The 16,982-nt window shown below is 70.0% G+C and carries 7 protein-coding genes and 1 pseudogene; 7 read left to right on the top strand and 1 reads right to left on the bottom strand.

Annotated features, from left to right (window positions below; translation table 11 throughout):
- On the bottom strand, nucleotides 1–1,976 hold a 1,976-nt coding region (locus ACZ601_RS38980; protein ID WP_469546965.1), incomplete at its 3' end, for a type I polyketide synthase.
- A 313-nt stretch (nucleotides 1,977–2,289) separates the two neighbouring features.
- Between ACZ601_RS38980 and ACZ601_RS38975 the strand changes: the two genes are divergently transcribed.
- From ACZ601_RS38975 to ACZ601_RS38945, 7 genes and pseudogenes are all read left to right on the top strand, one after another.
- Nucleotides 2,290–3,516 carry a cytochrome P450 gene (locus ACZ601_RS38975; RefSeq protein WP_469546961.1) on the top strand — a complete coding sequence of 409 codons (1,227 nt, stop codon included), beginning with the start codon at nucleotides 2,290–2,292 and terminating at the stop codon, nucleotides 3,514–3,516.
- On the top strand, nucleotides 3,513–3,719 hold the full coding sequence (locus tag ACZ601_RS38970; RefSeq protein ID WP_440578875.1) for a ferredoxin: 207 nt from the start codon (nucleotides 3,513–3,515) through the stop codon (nucleotides 3,717–3,719). The genes ACZ601_RS38975 and ACZ601_RS38970 overlap by 4 nt, the downstream gene beginning before the upstream one ends.
- 57 nt (nucleotides 3,720–3,776) lie before the next feature.
- Nucleotides 3,777–9,398, top strand: a pseudogene (locus tag ACZ601_RS38965) (type I polyketide synthase); the annotation flags it as partial.
- A gap of 180 nt (nucleotides 9,399–9,578) precedes the next feature.
- The gene (locus tag ACZ601_RS38960) at nucleotides 9,579–10,436 is read left to right on the top strand and encodes a hypothetical protein (protein WP_469546958.1); all 858 of its coding nucleotides are present in this window, start codon (nucleotides 9,579–9,581) and stop codon (nucleotides 10,434–10,436) included.
- A 107-nt stretch (nucleotides 10,437–10,543) separates the two neighbouring features.
- Entirely contained in the window at nucleotides 10,544–13,708 is a 3,165-nt protein-coding gene (locus ACZ601_RS38955; protein WP_469546955.1) for a non-ribosomal peptide synthetase, read from the top strand.
- Complete coding sequence (locus ACZ601_RS38950) at nucleotides 13,705–16,839, top strand: type I polyketide synthase (RefSeq protein ID WP_469546952.1); 3,135 nt, start codon at nucleotides 13,705–13,707, stop codon at nucleotides 16,837–16,839. The genes ACZ601_RS38955 and ACZ601_RS38950 overlap by 4 nt, the downstream gene beginning before the upstream one ends.
- A 12-nt stretch (nucleotides 16,840–16,851) precedes the next feature.
- On the top strand, nucleotides 16,852–16,982 hold a 131-nt coding region (locus tag ACZ601_RS38945), incomplete at its 3' end, for a beta-ketoacyl synthase N-terminal-like domain-containing protein (protein WP_469546968.1).

The following is a 16,982-nucleotide window of genomic DNA, read 5'->3' as shown; positions in this document are numbered from 1 at the left end:
CCCAGCAGCACATCCGGACGCACCCCACGATGCTCCATCAACCGGAACAACGCCGTCTCCACCGCGAACAACGCCACCTGCGTGTACTGCGTCCGATCCAGCAACCCCTCCGGACCACCGCCGAACACCACATCCCTCAACGGCACCGCCAGATACGGATCCACCACCCCACACACCGCATCGAACGCCTCCGCGAACACCGGCTCACCCACATACAACTCCCGCCCCATACCCACCCGCTGAGCACCCTGACCGGTGAACAGGAACGCCGTGCGCCCCACACCCGCCCGACCCACCACCACCCCAGGCCCCACCTCACCCATAGCCACCGCATCCAGGCCCGCCAGCAACTCCCCACGGTCCCGACCCACCACCACCGCCCGATGATCAAACACCGACCGCGACACCACCAACGAACGACCCACATCACTGTCAGCCACGTCGCTGCCGGTCACGAACTCCCGCAACCGCACCGCCTGCTCACGCAAAGCCGCCCCGGAACGGGCACTCAGAACCCACGGCACCACCCGAACCGAATCCGGGGAGTCCTGTTCGGGGGAAGCCGGGTCCGGGGAAGCCGGGTCCGACTCCGGAGAGGCCTGTTCCAGGACCACGTGCGCGTTCGTTCCGCTGATGCCGAAGGAGGAGACAGCAGCCCTGCGCGGACGCCCCACCTCCGGCCACACCCGCTCCTCGGCCAGCAGCGACACCGCACCCGCCGACCAGTCCACATGCGAGGTCGGCTCATCCACGTGCAGAGTGCGCGGCAGCACACCCTCCCGCATCGCCATCACCATCTTGATGACACTGCCGACCCCAGCAGCCGCCTGCGTATGACCGATGTTCGACTTCAGCGACCCCAGCCACAACGGCAGCTCAGCCGAATGCTCCTGACCATACGTAGCAATCAGTGCCTGCGCCTCGATCGGATCACCCAGCTTCGTACCCGTGCCGTGCCCCTCCACCGCATCAACGTCGGCGCCGGTCAGTCCGGAGTTGGCGAGAGCCTGACGGATCACCCGCTGCTGAGCAGGACCGTTCGGCGCGGTCAGACCGTTGGACGCACCGTCCTGATTGACGGCACTACCCCGGATGACAGCCAGGATCTGGTGACCATTGCGCCGGGCGTCCGACAGGCGCTCCACCAGCAGCATGCCCACGCCCTCGGAGAATCCCGTGCCGTCGGCGTCGGAGGAGAAGGCGCGGCAGCGACCGTCGACGGACAGGCCGCGCTGCCGGCTGAACTCGATGTAGATGCGCGGCGCCGACATGACGGTCACGCCGCCGGCCAGCGCCAGTGAGCACTCGCCCTTACGCAGCGCCTGCGCCGCGAGGTGCAGGGCGACCAGGGACGACGAGCACGCCGTGTCCACCGTGAGCGCGGGCCCTTCCAGCCCCAACGTGTACGCCACCCGACCCGACGCGACACTGGTGAGCACGCCCGATCCGATGTAGCCCTCGACCTCGGCGGGCACCTCGTGGACACCGGGTGCGTAGTCCTGCGGAATGGCACCGACGAAGACGCCGGTGTCGCTGCCACGCAGCGCACCCGGGTCGATGCCCGCCCGCTCCAGCGCCTCCCACGAAGTCTCCAGGAGCAGCCGCTGCTGCGGGTCCATGGCCAGCGCCTCACGCGGGCTGATCCCGAAGAAATCGGCATCGAACTCGTCCGCGTCGTAAAGGAACCCGCCCTGGCGGGTGTACGAGTGACCGGTCGCCGCCGGATCCGGGTCGTAGACGCGTTCCAGATCCCAGCCTCGGTTGTCCGGGAAATCTCCGATGGCGTCACCGGCGGTAGCGACGAGTTTCCACATTTCTTCGGGGGAAGCCACGCCCCCTGGGAATCGGCATGCCATACCCACGATGGCGATCGGCTCGCGATCCCGCCCCTCAACATCGGAGAGGCGACGGCGTGTGCTCTGCAGATCTGCGGTCACGCGCTTGAGGTAGTCGCGGAGCTTCTCTTCGTTCGGCATGTAAGAGCCATCCCCCCTGGACGATCAGGTGCCGGTGCCGCGGGCATCGCTAAATGCGCTCACTCGTTCGCACGGCAGACTTCCACAGGGTGGCTTGGCTACGTCTTTTCCGACGCTAAAGCGCCTGGTACCGGAGGTGCGGGTGGATCACACAATGACCGGCGCGGCACGACTCCGCCAGTTTTTAGCACCAATTTAGGAATCCCTCTTACGGTGCTTCAGAATTGCGCGCGGAAACGCGGCATCTCTTTTCATGCCGAGCGGGGAGACCCACCTCATGAATTTTGGCGAAGAATCCGGCATAGAACCCGAAATGGCAACCGATACAGAGTTCGACGCGGAGACCGGCATACCTTCCTTTCCCATGGTCCGGTCCTGTCCGTTCGGGCCTCCTCCGGAATACGCCCGGCTGCGCAGCGAGACACCGGTGTCCAAGGTGCGTCTGCAGGATGGCGGGACGGCCTGGCTGCTCACCCGTTATCAGGACGTACGCGCTCTGCTCAGCAATCCGGCGACCACCTCGAACCGTGCCCACCCGGCGTTTCCCGCGACCGTGGCCAATACACAGGCTTTCGCCCAGAAGGGCTTCCTGCTGTCCATGGATGCGCCCGAGCACGCGCTGCACCGCCGGATGGTGACGGGCGAGTTCACCGCTCACCAGGTGCGCCGGCTGCGGCCCCGCATCCAGGAGATCGTCGACGAGTGCGTGGACCGTGTGCTGGCCGTGGGCGCCTCCGGCCGGCCCGTCGACCTGGTACGAGAACTGGCTCTGCCCGTCCCCTCCCTCGTCATCTGCGAACTGCTCGGCGTGCCCTACACCTCGCGCGACATCTTCCAGAAGAACACCGAGATCCTGCTGAGCCGCGCCAGTACCGCGGCGGACCGCGAGGGGGCGTTCGCTTCGCTCCGTGCGTTCCTCGGCGAACTGGTGACGAGCAAGGACTCCGAACCCGACGACCGACTCCTGAGCCGTCTCATCGTCAAGTACCGCGAGGCAGGCCTCTACGACCATGAGCACCTGACCGGGTTCGCGATGCTGCTCCTGCTCGCCGGACACGAGACGTCGGCCAACATGATCTCGCTGGGTGTGACGGTGATGCTCGACGGCCACCCGGCTGACCTCGACTCACTCGTCGCCGACCCCTCCCTGATGCCGCAGGCCGTCGAGGAGCTGCTGCGATATCTGAGCATCGTCGACTACCCGACTTCGCGGGTGCTACTGGAAGAGACCGAGGTCAGCGGGGTCCGCATCGGCGCGGACGAAGGGTTCATCGCGTCGGGGACCGCGGCCAACCACGACCCCGAGATGTTCCCCGACCCCGAGCTGTTCAACCCGCGACGCAACACCGCGGGCCATCTCGCCTTCGGCTTCGGCGTCCACGCCTGCCTGGGGCAGAACCTGGCCCGCGCCGAGCTTGAAATCGTCTTCAACACCCTGTTCTCACGCGTCCCGGGGCTGCGACTCGTCGAACCGACGGACCGGCTCCCGTACAAGGACTCGTCCGTCTATGGAATCCACACTCTGGAGGTGACCTGGTGACGACGCTGCGTATCTCCGTCGATCAGGCCGAATGCTGTGCCTCGTCCATGTGCGTCATGGTGGCGCCCGATCTGTTCGACCAGCGCGACGAGGACGGTATCGCCTTCGTCCTCAAACCGGAGCCCGGCCCGGACCAGCACGCGGAGGCCCGGGACGCGGCCCGTCGCTGCCCCTCACTCGCCATCCAGGTCCACGAGGACTGACGCGTTCCTCAGGACCGCAGTCCGACGCAGCCCCGAAAGGTTCTCCCAGTGGCTAGCAACGAAGACAAGTTCCGCGACTACCTCAAGCGTGCGACGGCCGATCTGCGACAGGCACGTCGTCAGCTGGCCGAGATCGACGCGAAGAGCCACGAGCCGCTGGCCATCGTGGGCATGGCATGCCGCTATCCGGGCGGAGTGGTCTCCCCCGACGGTCTGTGGGACCTGGTGGCGGATGGTGTGGACGCGGTCGGTGACTTCCCCGACGAGCGGGGCTGGGACGAGAACCTGTACGACCCGGATCCGGCGGCGACCGGTCACTCGTACACCCGCCAGGGCGGGTTCCTTTATGACGCGGACGAGTTCGATGCCGATTTCTTCGGTATCAGCCCGCGCGAGGCTCTGGCCATGGACCCGCAGCAGCGGCTGCTCCTGGAGACTTCGTGGGAGGCGCTGGAGCGGGCGGGCATCGATCCGCAGACCTTGCGCGGCAGCGACACCGGCATCTTCACGGGCGTGATGTACAACGACTATGCCTCCCGGCTCAGCCCCGCACCGGAGGGTTTCGAGGGCTACATCGTCAACGGCAGCCTCGGCAGTGTCGCGTCGGGTCGGGTGGCGTACACGCTGGGGCTGGAAGGGCCCGCGCTCACGGTGGACACGGCGTGCTCGTCGTCGCTGGTCGCCCTGCACCTCGCGGCGCAGGCGCTGCGTAAGGGCGAGTGCTCACTGGCGCTGGCCGGCGGCGTGACCGTCATGTCGACCCCCAGTACGTTCGTGGAGTTCAGCCGGCAGCGCGGCCTGTCCGCCGACGGCCGGTGCAAGGCGTTCTCCGACTCCGCCGACGGGACCGGCTGGGGCGAAGGCACGGGCCTGCTCGTCCTGGAGCGGCTGTCGGACGCCCGGCGCAACGACCACCCCGTGCTGGCCGTCATCCGGGGCAGCGCCGTCAATCAGGATGGTGCGTCCAACGGTCTGACCGCCCCCAACGGCCCTTCGCAACAACGGGTGATCCGCCAGGCGCTGGCCGATGCCCGCCTCACGCCTGCGGATGTGGATGTGGTGGAGGGGCATGGTACGGGTACGAAGCTGGGTGATCCGATCGAGGCGCAGGCACTGATCGCTACGTATGGTCAGGAGCATTCGGCTGAGCAGCCGTTGTGGCTGGGGTCGCTGAAGTCCAACATCGGTCATACACAGGCGGCTGCTGGGGTCGGCAGTGTCATCAAGATGGTGATGGCGATGCGGGAGGGTGTGCTGCCGCGCACTCTGCATGTGGATGAGCCGACCTCGCATGTGGACTGGTCGGCGGGTGCGGTGTCGCTGCTGGCCGAGGAGCGGGTGTGGCCGGAGGTGGGGCGTCCGCGCAGGGCGGCCGTCTCCTCCTTCGGCATCAGCGGAACGAACGCGCACGTGGTCCTGGAACAGGCCTCCCCGGACCCGGCTTCCCCGGACCCGGCTTCCCCCGAACAGGCTTCCCCCGAACAGGCTTCCCCGGATTCGGTTCGGGTGGTGCCGTGGGTTCTGAGTGCCCGTTCCGAGGAGGCTTTGCGTGAGCAGGCGGTGCGGTTGCGGGAGTTCGTGACCAACAACGGTGATGTTGCTTGCAGTGATGTGGGTCGTTCGTTGGTGGTGTCGCGGTCGGTGTTTGATCATCGGGCGGTGGTGGTGGGTCGAGGCCGTGGCGAGCTGCTGGCGGGCCTGGACGCGGTGGCTGTGGGTGAGGTGGGGCCCGGGGTGGTGGTGGGTCGGGCGGGTGTGGGGCGCACGGCGTTCCTGTTCACCGGTCAGGGTGCTCAGCGGGTGGGTATGGGCCGGGAGCTGTATGCGGGTGAGCCGGTGTTCGCGGAGGCGTTCGATGCGGTGTGTGGGGTGGTGGATCCGTATCTGGCGGTGCCGTTGAGGGACGTGGTGTTCGGCGGGGGCCCGGAGGGGCTGTTGGACCGGACGCAGTACACGCAGGTGGCGTTGTTCGCGGTGGAGACGGCGTTGTTCCGGTTGATGGAGCATCGTGGGGTGCGTCCGGATGTGCTGCTGGGACATTCGGTGGGGGAACTCGTCGCGGCGCATGTGTCCGGTGTGCTGTCGCTGGAGGATGCGGGGCGTTTGGTGGCGGCGCGGGGCCGGCTGATGGAGGCCGCGCGGGATGACGGGGCGATGCTCGCGGTGGCCGCGTCGGAGAGTGCGATTGCCCCGTTGCTGGCCGGCTTCGCCGGGCGGGTGGATGTCGCGGCGGTCAACGGACCGGGCGCTGTCGTCGTGTCCGGGGATGCGGACGCGATCGAGGAGCTGGCTGGGGAGTTTGCCGGCCGTGGGTGGAAGTCGAAGCGGCTGGCGGTCAGTCACGCGTTTCACTCCGCGCATATGGATGAGGTGCTGGAGGAGTTCACCGCGGTCGCTTCGTCACTGACCTTCGGACTGCCAACGATTCCGGTCGTGTCGAATGTGACCGGCCGGGTCGCGACGGCCGAGGAGCTCGCGGATCCGGGTTACTGGGCCCGGCACATCCGTGGCACCGTCCGCTTCCACGACGGGCTGACCACCCTCGCCGCCCAAGGCGTCAGCACCTACCTCGAACTGGGACCGGACCCGGTCCTGACCGCCATGGTCCAAGAAGCCCTGCCCGCAGCCGACCTGACCGCGGTCGCTGTTCTGCGTGGGGGCAGGGACGAGGAGCGTTCCGTGCTGGGCGCCCTGGCCACCGCCCACACCGTCGGCACCGAGATCGACTTCACCTCATTCCTCCACGAGGGCCACCGCACCGACCTGCCCACCTACGCCTTCCAGCGCCGGCGCTACTGGCTCCAGGGCACCCACCGCAACGATGTCACCGGCGCCGGCCTCACCCCGACCAGCCACCCCCTGCTGGGAGCACACCTGGAACTCGCCGAAACCGGCCAGCACATCCTCACCGGCCGCCTCACCCCCACCGACCAGCCCTGGCTCGCCGACCACACCATCGCCGGCGCCACCATCCTGCCCGGCACCGCACTCCTCGACCTCGCCCTGCACACCGCCACCCTCACCGGCCACCCCACCCTGGACACCCTCACCCTCCACACCCCCATCCACCTCACCCCCCACACTCCCCGCACCCTCCAAATCACCACCAACAACAACAACAACGACCAGAACGGCACCACCGAACTCACCATCCACACCCGCCCCGAAACCAACCACCCCACCAACCCCGACACCAACCCCGATACCCCGGCGCCCTGGACCCTCCACGCCACCGCCACCCTCACCCACGACGAACCACCCACCACCCCCGTCGACCACACCATCTGGCCCCCCGCCGACACCCACCCCGTCGACCTGACCGGCCTCTACGACCGCCTCACCGACCACCACTACACCTACGGCCCCGCCTTCCAGAACCTCACCCACCTCACCCACAACCCCACCACCCACCAACTCCACGCCACCCTCACCCTCCCCGACCACCTCGACCCCACCGGACACACCCTCCACCCCGCCCTCCTCGACGCAGCCCTCCACGCCCTCCTCGCCACCACCCCCGACCTCACCACCACCCTCATCCCCCACACCTGGAACCACACCACCAACACCCCCACCAACACCCCCACCACCACCCTCCACGCCACCCTCACCCCCACCAACACCGACCACACCACCTACACCCTCACCGCCACCACCCCCACCCACCCCACCACCCCCACCCTCACCATCAACAACCTCACCCTCCACCCCATCGACACAGCAAAACTCGGCAAGCAGAGCAGCGCCCGTATACCCCTGCATCACATCCACTGGGTGGAGGCCGAACTGGGCTCCGAGCAAGTCGACTTGGCGAATCAGGCCGCAGTCCTGGGCCCGGATCCGCTTGACATCGCGAGCCGGTTCGGGCTCGGTGCCGACGATGCGTCGCGGCCGTACCTCTTCTTCGTCACCTGCGGTACTGCCGCCGACGCCACAGGCGAGGGTGCGTACGCCGAGGTGGAACGGCTGCTGGACCTCGTACAGGAGTGGCTCGCGGACGAGCGTCGCGGTGACTCCACGCTGGTCGTGCTGAACGGTGCGGGCGGCCCCGACTCCGAGGCATCCCTCGACGCGGCCGCCGCATGGGGCCTGCTGCGTACGGTCGCGGCGGAGAATCCGGGTCGCGTACGCCTCGTCGACCTCGACCTGGCGGACGCCGAGGGCGTACAGGCGTTGCCCCGCGCCCTCGCCTCCGGTGAGTTGGAGCTGCGGCTCGCGGACGGGCGGATGACCGTGCCTCGTCTCGTCCAGGCCACGGGCGGCACCCGGGGCAGCGCGCAGCAGCAAGACCAGGCTCGTACAAAGCCACAGCTACCGCCCCAGCCCCAGCCACAGCCGCTCGATCCCAACGGCACCGTCCTCGTGACCGGCGCGACCGGTGCCCTGGGCGCCGCGCTGACCCGGCATCTCGTCTCCGAGCACGGCGTACGGCACCTCCTGCTGCTCAGCCGGCGTGGAATCGACGCCGACGGTGCCCGGGAACTCATGGAGGAGCTGCGTGCTGCCGGGGTCCGAGTGGAGCTTGCCGCTTGTGACATCGCCGACCGGGACTCGGTCGCGCGACTGCTCACGGCAATCGATCCCGCGCACCCCCTGACCGGCGTATTCCACACGGCGGGTGTCCTGGACGACGGCGTGGTCCAGTCCCTCGATGCGGCACGGTTGGCGCGGGTGTGGCTCCCCAAGGCGGACGGGGCCCGGCATCTGCACGAGCTGACCAGGGATGCCGCTCCAGCGGCGTTCGTCCTGTTCTCCTCGGTCGCCGGGCAGGTCGGCAACGCCGGCCAGGCCAACTACGCGGCCGCCAACACCTTCCTCGACGGCCTCGCCGAACACCGCCACGCCCAGGGCCTGCCCGCCACCTCGATCGCCTGGGGGCTTTGGGACACGACGGAACCTCTGGACGGGAAGGGCGGCAGCGAGGGCAGGGACGGCATGGGAGCGGCACGTACCGCACTCGGAGGGCTGCGGTCGATCAGCGTTCCCGAGGGCCTCGGCCTGCTCGACGAGGCACTCTCCGATCCGAGGCCGGTCGTCGTGGCCGCCCGTTTCGACCTGCCCGCCCTCCGCGAGCGGGCAGCGGCGGGAGCGCTCGCGCCCCGGCTGCGCGGCCTCGTCGGCCGGTCGGCGCCGCGCGGCGCCCGGACCGCGGGGGCGCCGCTGTCGGCGCAGCTCATCGGGCTTGCCGAGCCGGAGCAACGGGAGGTGTGCCTGCGTCTGGTGCGGACCACGGTGGCGTCGGTACTCGGGCTCGCGGACGAGGGACGGATCGAGGACGAACAGCCTTTCAAGAGCATCGGGTTCGACTCGCTGACCGCGGTCGAGCTGCGCAACCGGCTGAGCGCGGCGATCGACGGCCCGCTGCCCGTGACTCTCGTCTTCGACCATCCGACGCCCCTGGACCTCGCAGAGCACCTCTGGACGACCCAGCGCCCTGCGCAGGCGCCCACCCCGGTCCTCACCGAACTGGACCGGCTGGAAGCCGCGTTGACCGCCGACCCCGACGACGAACTGCGCCGTACGGTCGCCGCCCGCCTGGAGCGGCTGCTCGCCGCCTGGTCGCCCGTCGTGCAGGACGGCGGCGCCGCGCAGGAGGCCGACGCGGTCGCCCGAATCCACAGCGCGTCGGCCACGGAGATTCTCGACCTGATCGACGAGGAGTTCGGGCGGACCTCCTGAGCGACCGCACGCACCGCACACAGCACACGCAGCACACGCACCGCACGCACGGCACACAGCACACGCACCGCACACAGCACACGCAGCGCCCCGCGGGCTCGCCCCGCGTTCGCCACCGAGCCACCGAGCCACCGAGCCACCGAGAGAACAGGAAGACGCCCCATGTCCCATTCACCTGCTGTGCCTACACTCACCACTGGCCGCACCACCACACCCGTCACCTGGAACGTGCTCACCGACGACGATCCCGCTTCCGTGGTGCTCGCGGTCGACTTCGACGCCACCGGCCGGGCCGAGGCGCGGTTCACCGACTTCGTTGGCCACATCGGCGCGGGCCTCACGGTATGGGAGACGATCCCGCAGGCCGTCGCCACTCGCCCGGACCTGCCCGCCGACGCCTACGTCAAGCAGTGGATGGACGAGATCAAGGCCAGTGGCCGGCAGGTCCGCGCCGTCCTCGGGTTCTGCGCGGGCAGCGTGTACGCCGCGGCTATCGCCGAGGAGATCGAGGCCTGGCGGGGCAGCTTCCCGCTGACGATCCTGTTCGATCCGGAGCGGGCCTCGGCGGCCAGCATGTACTGGCAGTTCCACAAGGCCGTCGGGCAGATGACGCAGACGGTCGGCCCCGCCGAGACCGGGCGGGCGCAGGACGCGGGCCAGCGGGCCCAGGAGGACTGCCGGGATCTGACGGATCTGGCCCGCAGGCTGCTGGTGCTCTACCACACGGTCGCCACCAAGGCGTTCGACAAGCTGGGCCTCGACAGTGTCCGGCGGGCCGAACTGACCGAGACCGCAGGTGCGTTCCTCTCCTACCTGGCCACCGCCGAGCAGATCGAGCCGATGCCTGCCTGGCGTCGCTCGACCGTGATCACCTCGGCGACGCCCACCAGCGGCCTCAACGCGCTGCGCGCCCTCAACCCCGGCCAGTTCGACGAGGTCGCTGCCGAGGAGGTCCGCTTCGACGTCGCCCACGTCGACCTGCTGCGCACCCCTGACATCGCCCGCATCGTCGCCGGCCTGGTCAAGGACCGCACCTAGGCCGTGTCCGACCTGGGCCGTGTCCGCCAAAGCCTAGGGCCTCTCGGTTCGGCTCAGCCCCGGGCCTGCCGCCCACCAGCGCCCTTTCGACCTGTGAAGGAACCCGGATGCTCACCACTCCCACCACGCCGGTGACCGGCCCGGCGCCGGCTCTTGTCGCGGCCAACCGCAAGGAGCAGGCGCTGTGGCTGCTCGAAGAGCTCGTACCGTCCAGCGCCGTCAACAACCTCTCCGTCGTCTTCACCGCCGAGGACGCGCTGGGGGAGTGGGAGGTCCAGGAGGCCCTTGACGCGCTTCTGCGCCGGCACGACATTCTGCGCACCGTCTTTTACGGCACGGCCGCCGGACTGGTGAAGCAGACCGTGCCGGCCGAGCGGTTCGGCGTGCGGGTCGACAGCCGCGAGATTGCGGGGGACGCGGTCGATGAGGAGATCGACGCGGTGGTACGGGCGCCGTTCGCGTTCGACGGGCAGCCGCTGGTGCGCGCCGCGCACCTCCAGGGCCCCGACGGCGACGTGGTGTGCATCGTCGTCCACCACATCGTCTTCGACGCGATCTCCTCCGGGATCCTGCTGGAGGAGTTCATCGAGGCATACGAAGGGATTTCGGCGGGGCTCGGTGTTCCCGACCACCTTCAGGAGGTTCAGCGTCCGCTGCGTCCGGCCCCGTACGAGGAGGAGAGCCTCGCCTACTGGCGGCGGCATCTGGAGGGCTTCGACCCGAGCCGGCTCGGCCTGTCCTGCGGGACGGAGGACATCCCCGAGCCGACCCTGACCGGCGACTACGTACTGCACGCGCTGTCGCCCCGGGCTCACGACGCGGTCCGCCGCCTCCAGCGCGAGCTGCGCGCCCCCGAGGGCGTCGTGCTGCTGGCCGCCTACTACCTGCTGCTCGCCCGGCACGGCGCCGGCCCCGACATGGTCGTCGGCTCCCCGGTCAGCGTCCGTGGACCGGAGGCGCCGCGCGCCGTCGGCTACCACGTCAACACGCTTCCGCTGCGCGCCCACGTCGACCTCGATGCGGGCTTCCGGGACCTGACCGGCCGGGCCCGTGAGGCGTTCTTCGGGGCGATGACCCACACGGACGTGCCGGTCGACGCACTGCTGCCGGAGATTCAGCACACCGGCGCGACCTGGCGGAACACCGTCTTCCGGCATCTGTTCAACTACGTGCCCGATGCCGGGCCCGAACACTTCGAGATCGACGGCATCACCGCCCGCCGCCTGCTCATCGAGAACGGCCACAGCAAGTTCGACCTGGAGTTCTTCTTCTTCGCCTCGCCGCAGGAAATCAAGATCCGCGGGGTCTTCTACACCGAGATCCTCCACCGTACGGACGCCGAACTTCTCCTCGAACGCTATGACGACCTGCTGATCGCGCTCGGTGCGGACCCGGACCGGCCGATGGGCGACATCCCCGTGCACAGCACCCGGGACACCCTCGTCATCAGTACCGCCAACGCCACCTCCCGTACGGTCGAACCCGCCACCCTGTTGCGGGCCGTCGCCGACCGGGTACACGCCGCCCCCGACGCGACCGCCGTTGTCACCGAGAGCCGGGAGTGCAGCTACGCGGCCGTGTGGGCGGCGGCGCTCGCCAACCGGTCCGTGCTCACCGGCGCGGGCGTGGCCCCCGGTTCGGTCGTGGCGCTCGCCGGGCGGCGCGGCCCCGAACTCGCCGCGGCGGTCCTCGGCACCTGGCTGGCCGGCTCCGCCTACGTGGCCCTCGACCCGGACCACCCCGACCGGCGCATCGCCCACCTCCTGGAGGACTCCGGCGCCACCGCGGTCCTCGCCGCCCCCGGCATCGAGGTGTCCACGGCGCCGGGAACCCCTGTGCACCCGATGGCCGAGGTCACCGCCACCGCCACCATCCCCGCCGGGTCCGAAACCGACCTCGCCGCAGCCTCAGGCCCGGATGACACCGCCTTCCTCGTCTACACCTCCGGCTCCACCGGCGTCCCCAAGGGCACCGTCATCACCCACCGCGGCATCGCCAACGTCATCACGCACTTCGCCGCCGAACTGCGGGCAGCACAGGACGACACCACCCTGTGGCTGACCACGTTCACCTTCGACATCTCCTCGGTCGAGCTCTTCGTGCCCCTCATCAGCGGCGGCCGGATCGCCGTCGCGCCGGACGACGCCCGCACCGACGGCGAGGCCCTGCGCGCTCTGCTGACCCGCCACGGCGTCACCATCGTCCAGGCCACCCCCACCACTTGGCGGACCGTCGTCGACGCGGCCGAGGACCTGCTCGTCGGCGTGCGCGCCCTCACCGGGGGTGAGCCCCTGCCGCCCGCCCTGGCCCGGAAGATCACCGCGGCCGGCTGCGAGCTGCGGAACGCCTACGCTCCGTCCGAGACGACCGTCTACTCCACCTCCGGGCTGGTGCCCGAGGACACCACCTGCGTCGACATCGGCGTTCCCATCGCCAACACGGTCGCGTTCGTCGCCGATGACGCGGGCCGCGAACTCCCCGTCGGGGTACGTGGTGAACTGTGCGTCGCCGGACACGGAGTCGCCGCCGGCTACCACGGACGCCCCGAACTCACCGCCGAACGGTTCGCCGTCCACCCCGTCCACGGCCGCTACTACCGCACCGGCGACCTCGCCTGCTGGCTGCTCGACGGGCGCCTCGAACTCCACGGCCGCGTCGACCGGCAGGTCAAGGTGCGAGGCAACCGCATCGAACTCGGAGAGGTCGAAGCCGTCCTCCTCGAACACCCCGACGTGGCCGGCGTCGCCGTCGTCGTCGACGAGGCCCCCTCCGGACCCGCACTTGTCGCCTTCCTCGTCCCCGAGGACGGCCCCGACACCCACGACATCGCCGGCCGGCTCTGGCAGCACGCCCGCGCCGCTCTCCCCGGAGCGGCCGTACCCCAGGAGTACCTGACCGTGGACGCCTTCCCCACCACCGTCAGCCAGAAGACCGACCACCTGGCGCTCACCCGGCTCGCCGCCCAGCGCCGCACCGAGCGCGCCGCCGGCGGCGCCGGCGGCGCCGACGCCGAGAGCGACGAACTCGTCGCAGGACTCCTCGCCCTGTGGCGCGAACTCCTGGAGCGCGCCGACATCGACGCGACGTCCAACTTCTTCGCGCATGGCGGCCACTCCCTGCTCGGCGCCCAGCTGGTGCAGCGGATCGAGAGCCGCTTCGGCGTCACCGTCCGCATGGTCGACCTCTACAACGACGCGACACCGTACGGGACCGCGGCCCGCATCCGCGCCCTCCAGGAGACCGCCCCGGCCGCGCAGGGAGACGCACGATGAGCGACCAGGACCCCAAGCTCCTCGACTACCTCAAGCGCATGACACTCGACCTGCGCGAGGCCCGTCGCCGTATCGACGAACTGGAGGGCGCCCGGCACGAGCCCATCGCCGTCGTCGGCATGAGCTGCGCCTACCCCGGCGCCGGCTCCCCCGCAGAACTCTGGCAGATGGTCGCCGACGGCACCGACGCCGTCGGCGCATTCCCCACCGACCGGGGCTGGGATCTTGAGGGCCTGTACGACGCCGATCCGGACACCCCCGGCACCTGCTACACCCACAGCGGCGGCTTCCTCGCCGACGCCACCGCCTTCGACGCGGGTTTGTTCGGCATCACTCCCAAAGAAGCCCTGGCCATCGACCCCCAGCAGCGGCTGCTCCTCGAACACTCCTGGGCCGCGCTTGAGAACTCCGGCACCGACCCCCGCACGCTGCGCGGCAGCCGCACCGGCGTCTACGTCGGCGTCATGTACAGCGACTACGGCTCCCGCCTGCGCCCCGCACCCGACGGCTATGAGGGCTACATCGGCGCGGGCAGCGCTCCCAGCGTCGCCTCCGGCCGCATCTCGTACTCGCTCGGCCTCGAAGGGCCCGCCCTCACCCTCGACACCGCCTGTTCCTCGTCCCTGGTCGCACTCCACCTGGCCTGCCAGGCGCTGCGCCGCGGCGAGTGCACCACCGCACTGGCCGGCGGCGTCACGGTGATGGCCACCCCGGGCACGTTCGTCGAATTCGCCCGGCAGCGGGGGCTTGCCCCCGACGGGCGCTGCAAATCCTTCTCCGCCGACGCCGACGGGACGGGCTGGGCGGAGGGCGTCGGCGTGCTCTACCTCCAGCGGCTCGGCGACGCCCGCCGGGCAGGCAGCCGCGTTCTCGGTGTGCTGCGCGGCAGCGCCGTCAACCAGGACGGCGCGAGCAGCGGCCTCACCGCGCCCAACGGCCCCTCTCAGCAGCGCGTCATCCAGGACGCGCTGGCTGACGCCCGGCTCACCCCTGGCGACATCGACGCCGTGGAGGCACACGGCACCGGCACCACTCTCGGCGATCCCATCGAGGCACAGGCCCTGCAGGCTGTCTACGGCCGTGATCGCTCCACCGACCGGCCGCTGCGGCTCGGCTCGCTCAAGTCCAATATCGGTCACGCGCAGGCTGCCGCCGGAGTCGGTGGCGTTATCAAGATGCTCATGGCGCTGCGCCACGAGACCCTGCCGCCCACCTTGCACGCCGAACGGCCCACCAGCCACATCGACTGGAGCGCCGGCACCGTCGAACTGCTCCGCGAGCCCACCCCCTGGCTTCGCGGCCCGCGTCTTCGACGGGTCGGCGTCTCCTCCTTCGGCATCAGCGGCACCAACGCCCATGTGATCGTCGAAGAGGCCCCGGAAGAGACGACGGAACCGGGGGCCGCGGCCCCCGGGACGGACACCCCGATATCCTCCCCGGCGCCGCTCGCCTGGCCGCTGGCCGGCCGCACCCCGCGAGCCCTGCGCGACCAAGCCGCCCGGCTCGCCGCGCACCTCGCCGCCCACCCCGCACTCGCGTCCGCCGATATTGCCCACACCCTGGGCACCGGCCGGACCGCCTTCCCACACCGGGCTGTTGTCGTTGCCGGCGACGCCGGGACGTTCGCCCATGGCCTGGCAAAGCTGGCCCGAGGTGGCGGCGCCCCCCAGATCGTCCGCGGCGCCCCGGTCGGCCGAGCCCCGCTGGCTGTCCTCTTCTCCGGCCAGGGATCCCAGCGGCCGGGCATGGGACGCGACCTGTACCGGCGTTTTCCCGTCTTCGCCGGCGCTTTCGACGAGGTGTGCGCCGCGCTCGACACCCACCTCGACGTGCCGCTGCGCGAGGCACTGTGGGCGGCACCGGACGGCACGGACCGCGGGCTCCTCGACCGCACTGCCTACACCCAGCCCGGCATCTTCGCCTTCGAAGTAGCCCAGTACCGTCTTCTGGAGAGCTTCGGCGTGCGCCCCGCCTTTCTGGCAGGCCACTCCATCGGCGAGCTGACCGCCGCCCACGTCGCCGGCGTATGGACGCTCGCCGAGGCGGCCGCCCTCGTCGCCGCCCGCGGTCGCCTGATGCAGGCGCTCCCGTCCGGCGGTGCGATGCTCGCCGTCCAGGCCACCGCCGACGAGGTACGTCCGCTGCTCGCCGGACATGAGCAGCACGTCGCCCTCGCCGCCGAGAACGGCCCCACGTCGGTGGTGATTTCCGGTGACTCGGACGCCGTCGCCAGTATCGGCACGCACTTCGCTGAACTAGGCCGTCGTAGCAAGCAGTTGACGGTCAGCCATGCCTTTCACTCGCCCCATATGGACGGCATGCTCGACGAGTTCGCGACGATCGCCAAGAGTCTCGACCCCGCCCCGCCCACGATCCCCATCGTCTCGAACCTCACCGGAACAGCGGCCACCCGCGAGGATCTGGCGTCCGCCGACTACTGGGTGCGGCACGTGCGCGACACCGTCCGCTTCGCCTCCGGCATCGGCTGGCTCGCGGGACAGGAAGTCGGCACCTACGTCGAGGCCGGCCCGGACAGCATCCTCACCCCCATGGTTGCCGAATGTCTGGGCACAGCCGCAGGGGCCGCAGAGGCTGTTCCGCTCGCCCGCCGCGACCAGGACGAGGCCACAGCCTTTCTGGCAGCCCTGGCCCGGCTGCACGTGCGGGGCGCCACCGTCGACTGGGCCGCCCAGACCGTCGGCCACACCGTCGCCCCGGTCGAACTGCCTCCGTACGCCTTTCAGCACCGCACGTACTGGCTCGACGAGGTCGCCTCCGCCCCGCGCACCGTCCCCGCCGGGCGGCGGGCAGCGGCGGCCGGGGACGCCACCGATGCGGACGAGCCCGTCACGGCGGCTCGTCTCGCCGCAGCCACCCCGGCAGAGCGGCGCCCGCTGCTCCTCTCGGTGCTGCGCGAACTCGCGGCCGAAGTGATGGGCGCCGACTCCCCGGCCGAGGTCGGCACCGAAGTCGTCCTCCTCGAAATCGGGTTCACCTCCCTCATGGCGGTCGAACTCCGCAACAAGACCGCCGAGGCGACCGGCCTCGATCTGCCGCCCACGATCGTGTACGACTGCCCGACTCTCGAATCCATAGCGGATTACGTGGATTCACTCATGACCAAGGAATGAGGCTCACCCGTCATGTCGAACAAGCAGAACACCGCTGTGTCCGAAGCCGTTGCCGTGGTTGGGATGGCGTGCCGTCTGCCGGGTGCGGAGAATGTTGATCGGTTTTGGGAGGTGCTTGCTGAGGGTCGGGAGACTGTTGGTGA

It is taken from the genome of Streptomyces sp. NPDC104307, assembly GCF_055584045.1.
This window is presented reverse-complemented; position numbering and strand designations above follow the sequence as displayed.